At 36.1% G+C, this 18,552-nt stretch carries 21 protein-coding genes; 16 read left to right on the top strand and 5 right to left on the bottom strand.

The window, feature by feature from the left end; all coding sequences use genetic code 11:
- Window positions 1-50: 50 nt before the first annotated feature.
- The 4 genes from porW to EG342_RS05310 all read right to left on the bottom strand — a co-directional run bounded on the left by porW (window position 51) and on the right by EG342_RS05310 (window position 4,539).
- Window positions 51-2,630 carry a type IX secretion system periplasmic lipoprotein PorW/SprE gene (gene porW / locus EG342_RS05325; protein ID WP_123868034.1) on the bottom strand — a complete coding sequence of 860 codons (2,580 nt, stop codon included), beginning with the start codon at window positions 2,628-2,630 and terminating at the stop codon, window positions 51-53.
- A gap of 87 nt (window positions 2,631-2,717) precedes the next feature.
- Window positions 2,718-3,272 carry a Maf family protein gene (locus EG342_RS05320; RefSeq protein WP_103288724.1) on the bottom strand — a complete coding sequence of 185 codons (555 nt, stop codon included), beginning with the start codon at window positions 3,270-3,272 and terminating at the stop codon, window positions 2,718-2,720.
- Between the two features lie 9 nt (window positions 3,273-3,281).
- On the bottom strand, window positions 3,282-3,800 hold the full coding sequence (locus EG342_RS05315; protein ID WP_103288723.1) for a KdsC family phosphatase: 519 nt from the start codon (window positions 3,798-3,800) through the stop codon (window positions 3,282-3,284).
- The gene (locus tag EG342_RS05310) at window positions 3,790-4,539 is read right to left on the bottom strand and encodes a Rossmann-like and DUF2520 domain-containing protein (RefSeq protein ID WP_103288722.1); all 750 of its coding nucleotides are present in this window, start codon (window positions 4,537-4,539) and stop codon (window positions 3,790-3,792) included. Before EG342_RS05310 ends, EG342_RS05315 begins: the two co-directional genes overlap by 11 nt.
- A 180-nt stretch (window positions 4,540-4,719) precedes the next feature.
- On the opposite strand from EG342_RS05310, the gene EG342_RS05305 reads away from it, so the two are divergent.
- The 7 genes from EG342_RS05305 (at window position 4,720) to EG342_RS05275 (ending at window position 11,093) form a co-directional block, all read left to right on the top strand.
- Entirely contained in the window at window positions 4,720-5,271 is a 552-nt protein-coding gene (locus EG342_RS05305) for an RNA polymerase sigma factor (protein ID WP_103288721.1), read from the top strand.
- Between the two features lie 17 nt (window positions 5,272-5,288).
- Entirely contained in the window at window positions 5,289-5,834 is a 546-nt protein-coding gene (locus tag EG342_RS05300) for a hypothetical protein (protein ID WP_103288720.1), read from the top strand.
- A 9-nt stretch (window positions 5,835-5,843) separates the two neighbouring features.
- Window positions 5,844-6,353: a hypothetical protein gene (locus tag EG342_RS05295; RefSeq protein ID WP_103288719.1), complete on the top strand. Its 510-nt coding sequence runs from the start codon at window positions 5,844-5,846 to the stop codon at window positions 6,351-6,353.
- A 100-nt stretch (window positions 6,354-6,453) separates the two neighbouring features.
- Window positions 6,454-7,476, top strand: a complete 1,023-nt coding sequence (locus EG342_RS05290) for a hypothetical protein (RefSeq protein ID WP_103288718.1) — start codon at window positions 6,454-6,456, stop codon at window positions 7,474-7,476.
- 74 nt (window positions 7,477-7,550) lie between these two features.
- Entirely contained in the window at window positions 7,551-9,347 is a 1,797-nt protein-coding gene (gene lepA, locus EG342_RS05285) for a translation elongation factor 4 (RefSeq protein ID WP_103288717.1), read from the top strand.
- Between the two features lie 141 nt (window positions 9,348-9,488).
- Complete coding sequence (locus EG342_RS05280) at window positions 9,489-9,944, top strand: T9SS type A sorting domain-containing protein (RefSeq protein WP_103288716.1); 456 nt, start codon at window positions 9,489-9,491, stop codon at window positions 9,942-9,944.
- A 9-nt stretch (window positions 9,945-9,953) separates the two neighbouring features.
- Window positions 9,954-11,093, top strand: coding sequence for an NHL repeat-containing protein (locus tag EG342_RS05275; RefSeq protein ID WP_123868033.1), 1,140 nt, complete (start codon window positions 9,954-9,956; stop codon window positions 11,091-11,093).
- Between the two features lie 35 nt (window positions 11,094-11,128).
- Here EG342_RS05275 and EG342_RS05270 read toward each other — a convergent pair whose 3' ends face one another.
- Window positions 11,129-11,761 carry a DUF1579 domain-containing protein gene (locus EG342_RS05270; RefSeq protein WP_103288714.1) on the bottom strand — a complete coding sequence of 211 codons (633 nt, stop codon included), beginning with the start codon at window positions 11,759-11,761 and terminating at the stop codon, window positions 11,129-11,131.
- Between the two features lie 123 nt (window positions 11,762-11,884).
- Between EG342_RS05270 and EG342_RS05265 the strand changes: the two genes are divergently transcribed.
- The 9 genes from EG342_RS05265 (at window position 11,885) to EG342_RS05225 (ending at window position 18,551) form a co-directional block, all read left to right on the top strand.
- On the top strand, window positions 11,885-12,580 hold the full coding sequence (locus EG342_RS05265) for an NUDIX hydrolase (RefSeq protein ID WP_103288713.1): 696 nt from the start codon (window positions 11,885-11,887) through the stop codon (window positions 12,578-12,580).
- Window positions 12,581-12,884: 304 nt separating this feature from the next.
- Window positions 12,885-13,427 carry an NADAR family protein gene (locus EG342_RS05260; protein ID WP_103288712.1) on the top strand — a complete coding sequence of 181 codons (543 nt, stop codon included), beginning with the start codon at window positions 12,885-12,887 and terminating at the stop codon, window positions 13,425-13,427.
- Window positions 13,428-13,458: 31 nt separating this feature from the next.
- Window positions 13,459-14,004 carry a 2OG-Fe(II) oxygenase gene (locus EG342_RS05255; RefSeq protein ID WP_103288711.1) on the top strand — a complete coding sequence of 182 codons (546 nt, stop codon included), beginning with the start codon at window positions 13,459-13,461 and terminating at the stop codon, window positions 14,002-14,004.
- Window positions 14,005-14,075: 71 nt separating this feature from the next.
- Window positions 14,076-14,411: a hypothetical protein gene (locus EG342_RS05250; RefSeq protein WP_103288710.1), complete on the top strand. Its 336-nt coding sequence runs from the start codon at window positions 14,076-14,078 to the stop codon at window positions 14,409-14,411.
- A 2-nt stretch (window positions 14,412-14,413) separates the two neighbouring features.
- Complete coding sequence (locus tag EG342_RS05245; RefSeq protein ID WP_103288709.1) at window positions 14,414-15,268, top strand: hypothetical protein; 855 nt, start codon at window positions 14,414-14,416, stop codon at window positions 15,266-15,268.
- 233 nt (window positions 15,269-15,501) lie between these two features.
- Window positions 15,502-16,572, top strand: a complete 1,071-nt coding sequence (locus EG342_RS05240) for an adenylosuccinate synthetase (RefSeq protein ID WP_103288708.1) — start codon at window positions 15,502-15,504, stop codon at window positions 16,570-16,572.
- An 87-nt stretch (window positions 16,573-16,659) separates the two neighbouring features.
- Window positions 16,660-17,253 (top strand): DUF4291 domain-containing protein, encoded by a 594-nt coding sequence (locus EG342_RS05235; RefSeq protein ID WP_103288707.1) that lies wholly within the window; start codon window positions 16,660-16,662, stop codon window positions 17,251-17,253.
- Between the two features lie 290 nt (window positions 17,254-17,543).
- A complete protein-coding gene (locus tag EG342_RS25610) occupies window positions 17,544-17,678 on the top strand; it encodes a hypothetical protein (protein WP_260232357.1) in 135 nt (44 codons plus the stop codon).
- Between the two features lie 54 nt (window positions 17,679-17,732).
- Complete coding sequence (locus tag EG342_RS05225; RefSeq protein WP_103288706.1) at window positions 17,733-18,551, top strand: TIGR02452 family protein; 819 nt, start codon at window positions 17,733-17,735, stop codon at window positions 18,549-18,551.
- Window position 18,552: the final 1 nt, after the last annotated feature.

Raw genomic sequence — 18,552 nt, 5'->3', positions numbered from 1 at the left:
GCTCTTAATAAAAAAGCAAAAAAGCGAAGAATATATCTTCGCTTTTTTTATTATTGTGGCTTAGCAGGAGCATTTGAGTTGTTGAGTTTCTTCAGTTTCTGCTGTTGATTATTACTTGAGTTTGGCTGTTGCTGGGTGGGATCTATCATTTGAAGATCAGTAGCTTGTTTATTATTCATCATTGGAGAATTATTATTATTCAGCTGCTGGTTCTGATTGTTAGGCTGTACAGGCACTCCCGGTTGTTGTGGGATAGCATTTCCCTTATTGTCCGTTGCTTGGAAGCCAAGGTCACTCTTTAGATAATTGAGCATTTCTTTAGCCCTTACTCCTTCCTGTGTTTTAGAATAATTAAGAGCAATCTGTTCAAGCTGCAGAATCATGACCTCTTTCCCACTCGATTTCCCGGCATTAAAGGCATTTAAGAGATAAAGCTTAGGAACCAGAGCATCCTTTGGAAACTTCTGAAGCGTTTCGTCAATCACTTGTTTACTTTCCCCGAATTTCTCCGATTCATATAATGCGTAGGCCTTTTTATATTCATTTTCAACATCTGCCGTTGACTTTACAAAAGAGTTGTTTTTAGGATTTCTTGCAAACTCTGCGTACGAAGTATAAGGATAATCTGTTAAAAGAATTTGTTTTGCTCTGTCGGCAGCCTGAGGAGTTTTCTCATAGTTCATCGCAAAAATCTCGTACAATGCCTGAAGCATTACCTTTTCTTCCGGTTTTACCTCTACAAGATCATACAATGTTTTGGTAGCTAAAGGAGTATTGGTAAAATAGTTCTGGTACATCATACCCAGCCCTAATGAAGCCGTATCTCTATCCTTTTTTAACTGGGATAATTTCCCCTGATCTGTAGGTATCTGTTCTATATAAAACGCTGGTTCAAAACGTCTTGGGTTCGGTGCAGAAGTTACTCCCAATGCTTCATTTTTCATATCCTCAATAGAAGCCATTTTTTTAGAATAACGCCAGTTATCAGAAAGAGCTCTTTCGCCCCAGACCTGCTTAAACGAAGATGATCCTTTGCTTACCGTTCCGGTATTACTGAAATAAAATCCTTTGGTAGTCACTCCGAAATCCTCGAAAGAATTGGCACTATTGGCAAAAATTGAATTGGCATTATAATCTCCCGTATCGAATCCTTTGTTCCTTTCAGCACGTTTTCTCTCCAGTTCTTCTTTCTCTTCCTTGATTTTAAGTTTTGCAATATGCTTGCTAAAGAAATCAGTTCTTTGAGCATCATTCATTTTTGCTAAAGAAAGGATACTGTCGTTCTTTTTGATCAAGTAGTAATTTTTTGAGATTTTTTTGATGTAGGCAGATTGGTCTTTAAGTAGAATTTTAGACGGCTCGTAGGTCATTACTACAAGTGCAGAGTCATAATATGCTCCGGCCCCGATGTAGTCATTCTTCTCCAGATAGCTCTTCCCTATTTCATAATACGCCAATCCACGAATCTGAGGATCAGATACTTTCTCAAATAAAGACTTTCTGAAAAACTGCTGTGCTTCGTCCTTTTTACCGGCTTTATTAGCCATTAAACCCAAAGCATAGTAAAACTCATTTTTTCTTGAAGCGTAAGTTCCTTTTTTACTGATTCCTTCCAGGTAATTTTTAGCCCCGTTGTAATCCCCTTTTCCGTTAAAAGTTTTGGCAATAGCAATTTGGGATTTTACTTCAAATTCAAAATCATTGGCATATTTGTAGGCATTGGTGTAGCTTTCTCTGGCTTTATCAACCTGTCCGAGATTTTCCAGTACCTGCCCTCTTAAATAAGCAATTCTGCTTTTCAGTTTCCTGTCGGAATTCAATTCATAAGCTACATCAAGTTCTTTGGCAGCCTCTTCTTTTTTTCCTGCATCCAGCAAAGACTCAGAATAATAGATGCTCAGGAGCTTTCCGTAGCTTTTATTGATGTCCTCTCCTTTCAGCTTGGCAAAAGTTTCATGGGCTCTGTGATAATCTTTAATTTTATCGTAAGCCACTCCCTGATATATTCTTGCCAATGGTACTCTTTTATCATCTTTCATATGAGTGAAAACATAATTAAGGGCATCCAATGCTTCCAAAGGCTTGTTCTGATAGATTCTTGATTGAGCCAGAATAATATAAGCATCAAAGATCTGCTTATTTTTCTCTTCCCCGTTTCTCGTAACAGAATACTTATTAATAGCTTTTAAGGCCTTAGCTTCTGCAATTTCAAGGGTGGTCGCTCCTTTCGCCGGACCTTGATCTCCTTCTTGTTTTCCGGAGTTATTATTTCCCTGGCCAGGTATATTGGGCATACCCGGAATGCCGGAATTACCTCTTCCCGAAGGCCTGTTGACCACCTCGCCCATCTTCATGGAGTTTTCGGCAAATGCAGCAGACTGACCCAGATCACTTCCTAAAGGTTGCTCCTCAAAGGTGAGAATAGAGATATAAGGAGCATAAAAATTGTCCTTATGTCCTTTATCACGGTTCGTAAACTCACTGTTTAATGCGTCTTTAGCATTAAACAGAGTGTTATAATATGTGGAAAATCCTTTTAGCAGCTTGGATCGCTGTTCCGGCTTCTTTGTTTTGGTAGCACAGGAAGCAACAATACATATGACCAGAAGGAACAAAATATTCTTTTTCATTATTCAATATAACTCGCTAATCTGCTTTTTATTATCAGCAGGTTTGATGATTTTGTAAAAATAATAAAATTTTATAATGAATAATATTTATATTTCTTTCAAAATTTTGTACACAAGATGAGTAGGAAGTCCCATAATCGTGTAAAAACTTCCAGTCATCGTCTTAATCTTGGCCATTCCCAGCCATTCCTGGATGCCATAGCTTCCGGCTTTATCAAACGGCTTATAATTTTGAATATAATACTCTATTTCTTCATCGGTAATTTCATCAAATGTTACGTCTGCAACGTCGGTCTCCGTATAGATTTTATCCGCTGTTTTAATCGTAATTCCTGTATACACCTGATGTGTTTTTCCGGAAAGACGGCGAAGCATATTTTGAGCGTCCTCTTTATCTTTTGGTTTTCCAAGGATTTGATTATCAATGGCAACTACAGTATCTGCTGTCAGTAAAACTTCGTCGTCTACCAAGTTTCTGAAGGCATCTGCTTTTAATTCAGATAAATAAGCGGCCGCTTCCTCTATTTTCAAATGCTCCGGGATAATCTCTTCACAGTCAATTTTGACCACTTTGAATGCAAATCCAAGGCTTGAAAGCAGTTCTTTTCTTCTTGGTGATTGTGAGGCTAAAAGTAATTTCATCATGATCGTTTATACAGATTGAGTATTATCATCATGCCAGTTCCCCTGAACTTTCATTACCTGTTCAATCACATCACGTACTGCTCCGCTTCCGCCCATTTTAGGAGAGATATAGTCTGAAATTCCTTTAACTTCCGGTACCGCATTTTCAGGACATGCTGCAATCGCTGAACTTTCCATGATATGAATATCCGGGAGATCATCTCCCATCGTCAGAATCTCTTCATTTTTAAGATTATACTTCTTTTTGAAATCTTCAAAATCTTCAATTTTATTATGAGATTTCGGATAATAATCCTGTATTCCAAGGTAATTGATTCTATGTTTTACCATGTCATCGTTTCCACCGGTGATTACACCTATTAAATAATTGTTTTTTAATGCTTTAACTACTGCATAGCCATCCAGCACATTCATTACTCTGCACATGTTTCCTCCGGGTAAAAGATAAACACTCCCGTCTGTGAAAACTCCATCAACATCAAATACAAATGCTTTAATATCTTTTAATTTCTCTTTATAGCTCATACATTTTCTGAATAGAATGATTCATTACTTTATAAATATCAAGACTTTCGCCTTTTAATAACTGTTCATGCAACTGTAAAACCCTAACGTCATTTCTTACCGCAGGACCGGTTTGCGCTAATTTAGGCTCAATTTCATAAATCTTCTGAACCGTTTCATCAATTAAGGGTAAAAAATAATCAAACGGAATATCCTGAGAATCTGAAATTTCTTTCGCTCTTGAAAAAAGGTGGTTCACAAAATTGCAGGCAAAAACAGCCGTCAGGTGAATGTATTTTCTTTTTTCATGATTGCTTTCCATGACATTTTTTGAAATTTCGGAAGCCAGCTCAAATAAAACCTTTTTATCATTTTCATTCTCCGTCTCAATGAAGAACGGAATTTTTTCATAGTCCAGCTCTTTTGATTTGGAAAATGTCTGTAAGGGATAAAAACTTGCTTTTCTATATTCGCCTGCCAGGATTTCTTTGGGAAGAGAGCCTGAAGTGTGGGCTACCAGACAGTTTTTCTTAGTAATGATCTTAGAAACTTTCTCTACAGAATGATCACTCACACAGATGATGTATAGATCTGCATCTTCCAAATTTTCGGTGGAGTATGGGATGTTGAGTTCTTCAGAAATTTTATTCAATTCTTTTTCGTTCCTTCCAAAAATCTGGGTCAAAGGAATGCCTTTCTGAGTGAAAGCTTTGGCCATATGATAGGCAACATTTCCGGAACCGATAATTACAATTTGCATCTAACAAATATAAGATTTTAAGTCGAGTTTAAAAACGAGAGGGGTGGTATCAATCTCAACTTTTGCCTAGGCACGCTTATTGCGTAACTATCTCATATTATTTTTAATATTTAAATTAAAAAGTGATTGAATAATTTAACTTTCGGTTATTTTTGTAATCTAAAACAGTGAAAGGCATTTATGAAGATTAAGGACGCGGAAATTATTTCGTTGATGCAGAATCCACGGACCCAGGATAAAGGTGTCCGTGCCTTGATGGATGCCTATCAAAGCAGATTATATTGGCATATTCGAAGAATTATTGTAGACGGAGATCTTGCCCAGGATACTTTGCAGGAAACTTTTATTAAAGCTTACCAGAATTTTCATCAGTTCAAAAATGATAGTCAGTTGTACACCTGGCTGTACAGAATCGCTACCAACGAAGCATTACAGCAGGTCAACAAAATGAATAAAATGAAAAAAACGGATGAAGATGCAGAGTACCATATGCAGAATCTCGTTGCCGATAATACGGAAGGAGATGCCGAAGAAATACAGATCCTGTTGCAAAGCGCCATACAAAGCTTACCGGAAAAACAGAAACTTGTATTTATGATGCGGTATTATGATGATTTACCTTACGAAGAAATATCTAAAATTGTAGATATGTCTGTAGGGACGTTAAAGACGAATTATCATTATGCCAAGCAGAAAATTGAAGAGTATATTAAAGAAAATTACGAAAGATAATTTTTGACAAAACAAAGATGAAAGAGTTCGACATAGAAAAACTAGAACGTAAGAACATTTACACAGTTCCTGATAAATTATTTGAAAGTATTCAGGATAGCGTTATGAACGATATAAAGACGGATACAAAAGCACCTGTCTTTAGGCTGAACTGGATGTATGCCGCAGCAGCGTCACTGGCTTTGATCTTTGGAGTGACTTATGTTTTTAATTCTGATAATAACAATTCAGTGGAAGAGGGTTTGAATTCAAAAACGACAATTGCTTCCCAAAAAGGTGAGCCAAAATCAGAAAGCGAGGTAGCCTATGAAACTTTAAAGGCTGATTTAACTTCTGTTGAAAATAATAATCAAACTGTTGAAAATCAGAAAAATAATTCTACCTACGCTTATAAAAGCGAAAATGGAATTGAAAAAGCAGCTGATTCACCAAAACCCGTGAAAACTGCACCTAAAAAAGAAGATACCCGAATGAATGAGTATTTGGATTCGTTCTCTAATTCTGAGATTGCAGAATTGGCAAGTAATTCAACTCAAGATGTTTATTTGGATTTATATAACTAATAAAGAAAGATGAAAAAGATATTATTGACGTTTTTTATTATTTATGGTTTTGGCTTAAATGCTCAAAGATCAGATTACGACTGGAAAAAGATGGATCCTAAGGAAAGAAAAGAGGTCATCAACAACCTTTCTCCGGAAGAAAGAAAAGACCTTCTTAAGAAGTTCAGAAACAATATGATCGTGGATAACCTGAATATCGATGCCGGAAATAAAGCGGAATTTACACAACTTTATAACGAGTATCTCGATAGCCAGAAAAAAATAAAAAGTCAATTTGATCCGGGCTTTAACCCCGAAACTTTATCAGATGATGAAGCGAAAGCAAAGTTGCAACAAAGCTTTGAAATAGGGCAGAAGCTCCTGGATAACAGAAAAAAATATGCAGATAAGATGCAACAGGTGATACCCTGTCAAAAAGTCCTGAAACTGTTTCAATCCGAAGGAATGATGAGAGATAAAATGAATGAAAGAAAACCTCACGGAAATAATATGAACCAGGGATCTAGACAAAACCCATAATAGTTTATTTTTTTAATGTTGGACGGCTCTTACAAATTTTTTTGTGAGAGCCGTTTAATTTTATCTTCTAAAAATTATATTTTTGCCGAAAAATTAAATAATGAAAAAATTATTGCAGATCGTTTGTACTTGTATAGCGATCATTTCTTTTTCACAGGCAAAAGAAGTAATTAAACTAAAGGGAAACATTGTCAATTATACTGAATATGCATACAAAAGCATCAAGGTAATCGATCAGAGAGAAGATAAACAAATAGGAGAGATTCCTTTCGGTGATAATAAGGAAATGAGAGAGGTGGTATTTCCTTCAACACCTGCTATTGATTTCAACGGTTGGTTTGCCAAAGGGAATGACCTGGATAAAGGGAAAGTTGAATTTGTGCTGGTTTTAAAGAAACTGAAACTTTCCGTAGGTGAATCTGATGGAAAAACCACAACAGGAACAATGGATTTTTCTGCTCAAACATTTGCAAAAGCAGGAGATAAATATCAGTTTATCTATAAAAAAGACACGGTATTTACTTTTAATCATAAAGAAGTTTCTGAGCAAATGGTGAAAAATATTCCCGTAATTTATTCAGCTTTCATTAAGAAATCTTACACATTAGATCCCTCAGATAAGAAAATTACTGACAATGATATCAAAGATTATGAGTCATATGTAAAGGCTAATGCTGCAGCGCTTAAGGAAGAGCAATTGAAAGATGGGATTTATTTAAGTTACACTTCTTTTTTTGATCAGCTTCCGGAACCGGGAAAGTATAATCTTGAAACCAACAGCAAAGGGGAGATTACAAAGGCCGTGAAGGAAGAAGATGGAAAGAAAAGTAAAATATCCTCATACAAGATGTTTGCTTATGTAGAAAAAGGAAAAGCTTACAAGCAGACATTTTCTGGCTTTTTGGAGCTGAACAGAGATGAAAAAGGCTTCTATGTTACAACAAACAGAGGTCATCTTTTCCCTGTACAGTCCAACAGCACGTATGGGATGTTTGGTCTTATCGGAGGTATTGCAGGAGCAATAGAACAAGGAGAAAGACAGAAAAAAATGAAAAAACAGGAAGCCGAAAAGATCTATATTGATCCTCTTACAGGAGAATATGACTTTTCTGGTGAATCATAAATTATTCATTACAATGAATTTAAGAGAGATATATCGCTCTCTTTTTTTATCTTTGCAAATTACAAGATTCTTAAATGAAAAACATACGAAATTTTTGCATAATCGCTCATATCGACCACGGTAAAAGTACCTTGGCAGACCGTCTTTTGGAGTACACCAATACTGTTACTCAAAGAGAATTACAGTCTCAGACGCTGGATGATATGGATTTGGAGAAAGAACGTGGGATTACTATTAAATCGCACGCCATCCAGATGGATTATGAATATAAAGGCGAAAAATATATTTTAAACCTGATTGATACCCCGGGACACGTAGATTTTTCTTACGAAGTTTCCCGTTCTATTGCTGCCTGTGAAGGAGCGCTTCTTATTGTTGATGCTGCACAAAGTATTCAGGCGCAAACGATCAGTAACCTTTATCTGGCTTTGGAAAATGACCTTACGATCATTCCGATCCTTAATAAAATTGATCTTCCATCTGCCAATCCTGAGGAAGTAACCGATGAGATTATGAATCTTATCGGATGTGAATATGAAGATGTATTGAGAGTTTCAGGAAAAACAGGTGAAGGAGTACATCATCTGTTGGAACAAATCGTTGATAGAATTCCACCTCCGGTTGGAAATCCGGACGGGCCGCTTCAGGCTTTGATCTTTGACTCAGTTTATAACCCTTTCAGAGGAATTGAAGCTTATTTCAAAGTAGTAAACGGGAGTATTTCTAAAAATGAAAAAATTAAATTCTTCGCAACAGGAAAAGAATATGGAGCTGATGAGGTAGGAACCTTAAAACTGAAGCAAGTTCCTAAGAAAATTGTTGAATGTGGCGATGTAGGATATTTAGTTTCCGGGATTAAAGATGCCAGAGAAGTAAAAGTTGGTGATACAATCACTTCTTTTGAAAAACCGGCTGAAGGTCCTATTGATGGATTCGAAGAGGTGAAACCGATGGTATTTGCCGGTATTTATCCAATCGATTCCGAAGATTTTGAAGAATTGAGATTCTCATTAGAAAAATTAAGACTGAATGATGCTTCCCTGGTTTTCGAACCGGAGAGTTCTGCAGCGCTTGGTTTCGGATTCCGTTGTGGATTCTTGGGAATGCTTCACATGGAAATCGTTCAGGAACGTTTGGACAGAGAATTCAATATGAACGTAATTACTACGGTACCTAACGTTTCTTATTTCGGATATACTAAAAAAGAACCTGAAGTTCCGATTTTGATCAATAACCCATCTGAAATGATGGATCCTTCGACAATGGATAGAGTAGAAGAACCTTTCATTAAGGCTTCTATCATTACAAAATCTGATTTCGTAGGAGCAGTAATGACTTTATGTATCGAGAAAAGAGGTGAGATCGTAAACCAAAGTTATTTAACATCTGAAAGAGTTGAATTAATCTTTAATATGCCATTGGCAGAAGTGGTTTTTGACTTTTATGACCGATTGAAATCAATCTCTAAAGGATACGCATCATTCGATTATCACCCAATCGGGTTCAGAGCTTCCAAGCTTGTAAAAATGGATATCCTGATCAACGGTGATATGGTAGATGCTCTTTCATCACTGATTCACGATAGTAATGCTTATTATATCGGAAAGAGAATGTGTGAAAAGCTTCGTGAGCTGATCCCGAGACAGCAGTTTGATATCGCTGTACAAGCGGCATTAGGTACGAAAGTTATCGCGAGAGAAACGATCAAGGCATTAAGAAAAGATGTTACCGCAAAATGTTACGGAGGAGATATTTCCAGAAAGCGTAAACTATTGGAAAAGCAGAAAGAAGGTAAGAAAAAAATGAAGCAGATCGGAAGAGTAGAAGTACCTCAATCAGCATTCATGGCTGTATTAAAGCTTAATGATTAAAACAATCACAATTATACTATAAAAGACCGGTTTATCGCCGGTCTTTTTCTTTTTAATAAATGTTGTTTGGAATTAATTTAACATAAAATAAATTTTAAAAACTTAGCCTTCTTTAGTTTATATTTGTTAAAATTAATTTCCATGAAAAAACTTTATGCTCTGACAGGGGTTTTAATATCTGTCACCTTCTATTCCCAAAGTCTCATGGGAGGAGTCAATTCCGGAGGAGTATCCAATGAAAATCTTATGCATACGGTGGGCGAGATCTATGTGATCCCTGATGATCCGGATCAGCAAAATTCCGGAACCCTCGGAATGCTTTATCAAACTGTTTTAAATGTCCTAGGCGTTAATGAAGTGGTCGCGAACCAGGAGAAAGTCAGCGTTTATCCTAACCCTACAGCAGATTATATTACCCTTCGCATTTCTTCAAAAGAAAAGCCAAAAGAGGTTTCCATTTATGACCTGTCCGGAAAACTGGTTATGCAAAAAGAAATCAACGGCGATCGTATTGATCTTTCTTCCCTCATTAATGGAGTGTATCTGCTCACCTTTAAAAGCTCAGACTTAAAACCTATAAAAATCATTAAAAAATAAACTAATATCATGAAGAAATTATACACTTTATTGCTGGCAATGACAACAGCTGTTGTCTTTGCTCAGGTTCCTCAGGGATTTACCTATCAGGCTATTGCCTTTAATCCTTCTGGAAACCCTGTAGCCAACGGAAATGTATCTGTAAAAATTAGCATTTTAAATAATTCTGTTACCGGAACTAATCTTTATACGGAAACACATTCTAAAACAACCAATTCCAAAGGGTTGATTAATTTGAATATAGGACAGGGGACACCGGTTTCAGGCACTTTTTCCGGAATCAACTGGGCCATAAATTCTAAATTTATTAAAGTAGAAATAGATCCGGCAGGAGGAACTAATTATACGAGCGTGGGTACCAATCAATTAATGAGTGTTCCTTATGCAATGACTGCGTCTAAAATCGATATTTCTTCTCCTGGTTCGTCGATCGGAGATGATATATTGGAAAGTAAAAGTACTTCTCATTTTTTTACAGACAAATATGATGGAAAGGTCTATGTTTTAAGCTCCAGAACAGGGATCTGGTCTCCTCAAACGTATAATGTCGGATACACCAATAATAATACTACACCTGAAGTGACTGCCAACAATGGAAATGTTATTTTTATCGATAAATATGACGGGAAAGTTTACATATTTAGTTCCAGAGCAGGAACGTGGTCTTCACAGCCATATAATGTGGGCTATACCAATAATAACATTATCCCTTATTTGTTTGCTTTATCTAACGGAAGTACCTTATTTATCGACAAATTTGATCACAAAATCTATGTTTATAATTATACGAGCGGAACATGGTCTTCACAGGATTTTAACATAGGCTATACCAATAACAATATTGAACCTTCAACCTTTGCTTCAGGAAGTAACTTTGCGTTTATTGATAAATATGACCATAAAGTAGTGGTTTATAACACTAAAACGATGGAATGGAAGTCACAGCCTTATAGCATTACATACTATAACAATAATTTGAGTTCTCCTGATATTACCAGATCTAACGGAAACTTTATATTTGTAGACAGGTATGATCACAAAATATACGTTTTCAATGCAAAAACAGGAAATTGGACTTCTCAGGAATACAATGTAGGATATTTGAATAATAATAGTATTCCAACACTTTTGGGATCAGAAACTAACTAAATAATAAAAAAAACGCTTCATCTGAAGCGTTTTTTTTATTGACGGGTAAACTTTACTTCCATCGTTCTTATAACCTTTCCTGTTTTAGGATCCGGACCAAATATTTCCACGGTGTGGCTTTGGTCGTCTATAAAAGTATACACTTCTCTTGCTTCCCATTCTTTTCCCGGTTGAATAGGATCTGGCATTTTTCCTTTAAAGCTGATTGTTTTTTTTGCAGCATTCCATTCCCCTTCGGTTTGCATAAATCCTGTTCCCATATTGTCGATAAGAGTGCTTACAAACTTTTTCTTGGCTTTATCATAGCCCATTGTTTTCATTACTTCAAAAGGTTGTCCCATAATAGTTCCCGAATAGTTGGTGATAAGGTAACGACCCCCTAAAATCATGGTATTGGTACATTCAGATTTGCTGATGATTGCTTTTCCATTGTCTTGTATCCATGTACTGACCTCGCCTTTCCAGTTGCCTTTATATTTCTCCAATACTTTATGCATTTCTCCGGGACTTCTGAAATCCGTCCAGGTTTTAGCGGCCATAGCTGAATCTACTGAGTTCCAGGTGGGCTCTGATGCAGTTTTGCCGGAATTATCAGCCTTTTTTTTGTTCGTTTTTTCACAAGCTGTGAAAGCAATAAACAGTGAAAGAACAATGAGTGAATTTTTCATAATTGTGTAATTTTATATAACTTATTATATGATCCCGAAAATATAAAATTTTTATTATTCATAAATTATTTTTTATTGTAATGATAAATTGTAATTTTGTGTATTCGTAACGCAAATTAATATATGGAGTCTCCAAAAAAATTACAGGATATAAAAGTGGCTGTAGATGCCGTTATTTTTGGATATTTTGATAAAAAAGATCTTCAGATTCTTTTAATTAAAAGAAATATTGAACCATTCAAAGGAGGGTGGGCGCTTCCGGGAGGTCTTGTTCTTGATGATGAAAACCTTGATGATGCCGTTAAAAGAGAACTGCATGAAGAAGCCGGTATAAAGCCCGATTTTTTAGAGCAACTTTATACTTTTGGTAATGTGGGCAGGGATCCCAGAAACAGAGTGGTTTCCGTGGCGTATTTAGGCCTTGTAAACCCTTCTTATCATGAACTCTTCGCCGATTCTGATGCAGACGATGCACAGTGGTTTAGCGTAAACCAACTTCCGGCAGTGGCATTTGACCATAAAAATATCATCGACATTGCTTTAAAAAGACTTCGCACAAAAATTCAGTATCAGCCAATCGGTTTTAATCTCCTCAATGAAGAATTTCCGTTTTCAGATCTTGAAAATCTCTATAAAACAATTGTAGGTCAGGAAATTGACCGCAGAAATTTCAGAAAAAAAATCATGAGCTACGGATTACTTAATGAAACGAATAACATAAAGAAAGAAGGCAGCGGAAGACCCGGAAAACTCTTTACGTTCAATCAGGAAAAATATAAGGAACTGGAAGAACAAGGCTTTTATTTCGAGATTAAATAACTGTTTAAACACGAATAGCACAAATACCTTGATAGTAACTGCTGTTACAATAGATGATCTTCTAAAAAATATTTAATTACAACGGGCTTTAACCCGTTTTTTTTATAACATTACCCCTCATTGGCTTTAACCGAAAGTTCTTCATACCTGCCATAATTACCGGACATTAGAAATCATAGTATTTTACAGATTAATTTTTTTATATTGATAATCAACTGATTAAGTTCATTAGTGTAAAATTAACACAAATAAATTTGGTTGGTAAAATGATATTCTTTTAAATTTGTGTAAAAATAACGCAATAATGAACTACACCTTACAAAATACAAAAGAAAGATTTCAGAAAAAGGAAAGAATCAAGTTTCTGTTTTTCTGGGGTCATTCAGCAAAAGATGAGATTACCAAATCCTGTTTCAGCCAATGGTTTCCGGGAAGGATTGAAGAAAATGGAGTAGTATATAAAACAGCTGAGCATTATATGATGGCGGGGAAAGCAAATTTATTTAATGATGTTGAAACGTTGAAAGAAATTTTGCAGGCAAGTACTCCCAATCTGGCAAAAAGCTTAGGAAGAAAAGTTAAAAATTTTGATCCTAAGAAATGGGATGAGTATAAATATCAAATTGTAAAAAACGGAAATCTTTTAAAATTTTCTCAGAATCAGAAATTCAAAGACTTTCTTTTGTCAACCGGTGATAAAATTTTAGTAGAAGCCAGTCCGTACGACAAAATTTGGGGAATCGGAATGTTGGAAACAGATACAAGAGCAGACAATCCTTTACTATGGAACGGAGAGAACCTGTTAGGGTTTGCTTTGATGGAAGTACGGGATGAATTGAGAGGGTAAAAACACAATAACCAAACACAAAATATTAATTATGGAAAAAGTTGAATTGCACCCACAGATATTTATGATCGAAGATTTCCTGACTGAAAGTGAATGTGATCAATACGTTAGTCTTTCCATGGAAAAAGGTTTTGAGGAGGCAAAAGTTGGCGTTCAAGGGCAGCAGAAGATGAATAAAGGAGTCAGAAATAATGACCGTCTGATGATTTTTGATAATCATTTAGCGGAAGACCTCTTCGAAAGAGCAGCAGGATTTCTTCCAGACTATCATGAAGGCCTTTCGCTTTTAAATTTTAATGAAATGTTCAGAGTGTATAAGTATTCTCCCGGACAACGATTTAAAATGCACAGAGACGGAAGCTACATCCGAAATGAGAAGGAAAAAAGTTTTTACACTTTTTTAATCTATCTGAATGATGATTTTGAAGGAGGAGAAACTGAATTCGAAAACCTCTTTACCATTACCCCTAAAAAAGGAACGGCTTTAGTATTTTGCCATCCTTTAAGACACGAAGGGAAAACATTACTCACCGGATTTAAGTATGTCTTAAGAACAGATATAATGTATTCCTTTTAGAAAAAAGAAAAAAATAAGGCATAACTGTGCCTGTTTTAATTAGCGTAATAATAACACAAATAAGTTTTGATATGGAAGACAGATTACAACCAAGATTTATTGAATCATTACAAAGAAATAATGATCAGATAAGAGAAGATCGTGCGCGTACCATCGGAGAAGATTCAGAATTAATCTACAGACGACGGGTGGAAGATATCGAGCTCAGAATAAAGAAGCTCGAAAGAGAGCAGGAAGGGCTTATTGACATCAGTCCTTTGGATAGAAACAGCCTGACATTCGCGGATTTTAATTCCGAAACATTTGTTCAGAAAGATATGGAACTATCATTAACCATCAGAAATCTGAACATCCAGCTCGAAGTCAGCAGAAAAAGATTTGAATATTTATTTGGAAAAACATTTTAGTTATGGGAAGCACAAGATACGATATAGACGCTCGTTATGACAGAGCAAGTAAAGCAGGCTACGGAACAAAATCCGCAGGAGAGATTTTCACTCAGAATGCCAAAAGAAAAGCTCATGAATCAATGAATCCTAAAGGCATTTCTTTCAGAGAATCCAGAGATTCTGAGGTTCATCCGAATTCCATTCCCATTATTTTGGGACTTGATGTTACGGGAAGTATGGGACATATTCCATACGAATTAATTAAAGAAGGATTACCGAAACTCATGGGAGGTATTATTCAGGGCGGAGTCCCGGATCCTGCATTATTATTCCTGAGTATAGGAGATCATGAATGTGACAGTTACCCGTTGCAGGTAGGACAATTTGAATCAGGAGATGAAGAACTGGATATGTGGCTTACCCGTACCTATATTGAGTCCGGAGGCGGAGGTAATGCAGGAGAAAGTTATCTGCTGGCATGGTATTTTGCAGCGTTCCACACCAGAACAGATGCCTTTGAAAAAAGAAATCAAAAAGGATTATTATTTACAGTGGGTGATGAACCTTGTTTACCGGTGCTTTCCGCTTCCGCAATCAGAGAAATTATGGGATCAGGTCAGCAAACTTATACTCATCTGGAATTGTTGGAAGCGGCGAAGAAAAAATATGAGGTCTACCACATCAGTGTTTTACATTCTGATCAGGGCATCAGAGCCGATAGAGGCTGGAAAGAATTATTGGGACAGAATTGTATCTCCATTGAAGATCACCGTGAGATTCCCAATGTTATTAAAGAAATTATCTGTGATAAGTTTAAAAATCAAGCTTTAAAAACAAATGATCTGTCAGGATTAGATGGGATTCAGATGCTTTAAAATATGGTGATTATATACAGTTTACACTAATTCTGATATCTTAATTATTATGACTCTGTCATTCTGAATATAACGAAGTGAAATGAAGAATCTAGCCACATATCAGATTCTTCCTTTGTCAGAAATCTAAGATTCGGCGTAGCCAATGACAATGATGTAAATTTTATATAGTCACCTAAAATATAAGCGACAATTGGGATGAAATAGGATTTAATATAAAATGTAAAAAAAATATGAAAAAGGCACAAATCGTTATAGGATTGGGTTTTGGTGATGAAGGAAAAGGAATTACAACTGATTTTCTGGCGCAACAAAATCCGGAAGCGGTGGTCATCAGATTTTCAGGAGGACAGCAGGCTGCCCATACCGTGATGATCGACGACAGAAAGCATGTTCATTCCAGTTTTGCGAGCGGAGCATTGCGAGGCCTGCCTTCTTATTTTACAGAACATTGTACCATTCATCCTGTTTTCCTGTTAAATGAACGGGAAGAGTTAAGAGAGAAAGGAGGAAATATAGAATTACATATTCACCCCTTGGCAAAAGTAACTACTCCTTTTGATGTCTGGCAAAACAGAACAAGCTCCAAAAACCTGGAAGATGGCACCTGCGGAAAAGGAGTTGGAGCTACCATGAAAAGACATGAAAGTCCTTATAAACTATTTGCCATTGATTTGATTGCCCCAAAAGCAATGCTGGTCGAAAAGCTGAAAAACATTGCTTATTACTATGGTTTTTTAGATAAGGACGAGGTTGAAAAACAATTGCAGTCTTTTTTAGAAGCAATCGATGCCATCGACTGGAAAATAGATGATTATCATTATCTTAATTCCTTTGATCATTTTATTTTTGAAGGTAGTCAGGGAATTTTATTGGATATGGATCACGGAGTTTTTCCCAATGTGACTTATGCCAGCACCACTTCAAAAAATGCCTTTGAGGTATGCAAATATCTTGGGATTGAAAATATAGAAATGTACTATGTGACAAGAAGTTATACCACGCGTCATGGAAGCGGATGGATGAGTAATGAAAAGCCATTGAATTTAAAAAATAATGAGGAAGAAACCTGTATATTTAATGAATATCAGAAACACCTGAGATTAGGTGATCTGGATTACAACCTGCTGAATTATGCCTTAAAGCTTGATAGTGCCTATGTTAATTCAACAAAAAAGAATCTGATAGTAACATGCCTGGATCAGATTGATAAGGAATTTAAATGGGAAAATCTGGAAATGAAGTTTGATGCCATTTTTGGATCTTATTCTCCTTATTCAAAAGATTTTCAACAGCTTTTTTAAATCTTATCCGGTAAAATAGAAAGATGTAGAGGCATAAATTTTATATTTAATGGAAGGTTATAGAAATTTTGAATAAAACGAACAACAATGAAAGAATTTGAAATAAGAGCAGATTATAAAAATGATACCCTGGTGGTATATCAGGCCTATAATAAAGTCATTGCAAAAGCTGCTTTAGAGAATCAGAAGTTTACAGCTCCGTTTTCATTCAACAGAATGACGTGGATTAAACCTTCTTTTCTGTGGATGATGGAACGGAGTAATTACGGACAAAAACCGAATCAGGAATATACGCTTGCCTTGCATATTAAAAGAGAAGCCTGGGAAAAAGCACTGGAACTGGCTATTTTAACTTCTCCTGAAAAAAGAGCATATCCCAATCCCAAAATCTGGGAAGAAGAGTTTGAAAATGCCAACGTATATGTACAATGGGATCCGGAACGAAATATCAAAGGTACAAAACTCAATTACCGTTCCATACAGGTCGGAATCAGCAGGCATCTGATAGAAGAATTTAATGAAGATTGGATCGTCAAAATAGAAGATTATAACCCTTTGGTAAAGAAGATTTTAAACTTGACAAAGTCCGGAGAATTTGAGAAGGCAAAAAAACTCTTACCTGTGGAAAAAAATTATCCATTATCAGGAGAACTGGCCCGGAGAATAGGAGCCGATATTTAACAAAAAAAAAAATCATGCAAACGATAAAATTATACAGACCCGTAGGAGAAAAAGAAATGATCTTAATTATAGAGAATGGATACAAAATGTTTCCTCCCAGATTAGAATGGTAGCCCATTTTTTATCCAGTTCTGAATGAAAACTATGCAGCGGAAATTGCTGAAAAATGGAACACCAGAGATGAATTTGGTAACTACCTTGGTTTTGTAACAGAATTTGAAATTATAAAAGAAATCGCAGACCAATATCCTGCACAAAATGTTGGTGCCAGAAATCATAATGAATTGTGGGTGCCTTCAGAAGAGCTGGAAACATTTAATCAGGCCATTGTGGGAAAAATAATAGTAAAAAAAGTATTTGTAGGAAGTAGTTTTAAAGACTCTGAAAATGAAGGAGTAAAAAACCTGATCAATACTTTACAATAATCTTCACAAATTCACAGCGAAATAATATATGGATTTGTGATAAAAAAACGAATCATGACAAATAAAGGAATGGCAAAAGATACACTGGAAATCCTTGCCAAAACATATTATATAAATAAAGAAAACGAAAGAATAAGTATAGCAAACGAAATGGAGTCCAGTAAAAAAAGGACTACATTATACACTCCGGAACGACTTTCAGGATTGGTAGAAAACCCAATGCCAGAACCCACTTTTGAAACTCGGATTGAAACCTGGAATTGCAGTTCTCTGAAAGCTATTTTAAAACTGGCTGAAGAAGAAAATCAAGATAAACTTATGTGCCTGAATTTTGCTTCAGCAAAAAATCCGGGTGGTGGTTTTATGAGTGGCGCAGAAGCACAGGAAGAAAGCCTGGCCAGGACTTCAGCTTTATATGAAACCCTGTTAATGGCAGAGGACTATTATACCACCCATCGCAATATGAAATCATGTTTTTATACGGATAATATGATTTACAGCCCGCAGGTTCCCGTTTTCAGAAAAGATAAAGGGGAATTGCTTGATAAACCTGTTTTATGTAATTTCATCACTTCTCCTGCAGTCAATGCAGGTGTTGTAAAACGCCAGGAACCGGAAAGGATAGATGAGATATTAAGTGCTATGGCGAAGAGAATGGACAAAATGTTTTCACTAGCATTAAACGAGGGAAATGAAGTCTTAATCTTGGGAGCATGGGGATGCGGAGTGTTCAGAAACGACCCGAAGGAAATTGCGGGATTATTTAAAACACATCTTCAGGGGAAATATAAAAATAAATTTAAGAGAGTGGTTTTTGCAGTGCTTACAAAGAAAGAAGAAATGCTGAAACTGTTTGAGGAAGTTATTTCCTAAT

The organism is Chryseobacterium lactis (assembly GCF_003815875.1).
GTDB classification, from domain to species: domain Bacteria; phylum Bacteroidota; class Bacteroidia; order Flavobacteriales; family Weeksellaceae; genus Chryseobacterium; species Chryseobacterium lactis.
This window is presented reverse-complemented; position numbering and strand designations above follow the sequence as displayed.

Excerpts from the sequence above, each read along its gene's own strand:
- porW (WP_123868034.1), bottom strand. The coding sequence starts at position 2,630 with ATGAAAAAGAATATTTTGTTCCTTCTGGTCATATGTATTGTTGCTTCC.
- EG342_RS05320 (WP_103288724.1), bottom strand. The coding sequence starts at position 3,272 with ATGAAATTACTTTTAGCCTCACAATCACCAAGAAGAAAAGAACTGCTT.
- EG342_RS05315 (WP_103288723.1), bottom strand. The coding sequence starts at position 3,800 with ATGAGCTATAAAGAGAAATTAAAAGATATTAAAGCATTTGTATTTGAT.
- EG342_RS05310 (WP_103288722.1), bottom strand. The coding sequence starts at position 4,539 with ATGCAAATTGTAATTATCGGTTCCGGAAATGTTGCCTATCATATGGCC.
- EG342_RS05305 (WP_103288721.1), top strand. The coding sequence starts at position 4,720 with ATGAAGATTAAGGACGCGGAAATTATTTCGTTGATGCAGAATCCACGG.
- EG342_RS05300 (WP_103288720.1), top strand. The coding sequence starts at position 5,289 with ATGAAAGAGTTCGACATAGAAAAACTAGAACGTAAGAACATTTACACA.
- EG342_RS05295 (WP_103288719.1), top strand. The coding sequence starts at position 5,844 with ATGAAAAAGATATTATTGACGTTTTTTATTATTTATGGTTTTGGCTTA.
- EG342_RS05290 (WP_103288718.1), top strand. The coding sequence starts at position 6,454 with ATGAAAAAATTATTGCAGATCGTTTGTACTTGTATAGCGATCATTTCT.
- lepA (WP_103288717.1), top strand. The coding sequence starts at position 7,551 with ATGAAAAACATACGAAATTTTTGCATAATCGCTCATATCGACCACGGT.
- EG342_RS05280 (WP_103288716.1), top strand. The coding sequence starts at position 9,489 with ATGAAAAAACTTTATGCTCTGACAGGGGTTTTAATATCTGTCACCTTC.
- EG342_RS05275 (WP_123868033.1), top strand. The coding sequence starts at position 9,954 with ATGAAGAAATTATACACTTTATTGCTGGCAATGACAACAGCTGTTGTC.
- EG342_RS05270 (WP_103288714.1), bottom strand. The coding sequence starts at position 11,761 with ATGAAAAATTCACTCATTGTTCTTTCACTGTTTATTGCTTTCACAGCT.
- EG342_RS05265 (WP_103288713.1), top strand. The coding sequence starts at position 11,885 with ATGGAGTCTCCAAAAAAATTACAGGATATAAAAGTGGCTGTAGATGCC.
- EG342_RS05260 (WP_103288712.1), top strand. The coding sequence starts at position 12,885 with ATGAACTACACCTTACAAAATACAAAAGAAAGATTTCAGAAAAAGGAA.
- EG342_RS05255 (WP_103288711.1), top strand. The coding sequence starts at position 13,459 with ATGGAAAAAGTTGAATTGCACCCACAGATATTTATGATCGAAGATTTC.
- EG342_RS05250 (WP_103288710.1), top strand. The coding sequence starts at position 14,076 with ATGGAAGACAGATTACAACCAAGATTTATTGAATCATTACAAAGAAAT.
- EG342_RS05245 (WP_103288709.1), top strand. The coding sequence starts at position 14,414 with ATGGGAAGCACAAGATACGATATAGACGCTCGTTATGACAGAGCAAGT.
- EG342_RS05240 (WP_103288708.1), top strand. The coding sequence starts at position 15,502 with ATGAAAAAGGCACAAATCGTTATAGGATTGGGTTTTGGTGATGAAGGA.
- EG342_RS05235 (WP_103288707.1), top strand. The coding sequence starts at position 16,660 with ATGAAAGAATTTGAAATAAGAGCAGATTATAAAAATGATACCCTGGTG.
- EG342_RS05225 (WP_103288706.1), top strand. The coding sequence starts at position 17,733 with ATGACAAATAAAGGAATGGCAAAAGATACACTGGAAATCCTTGCCAAA.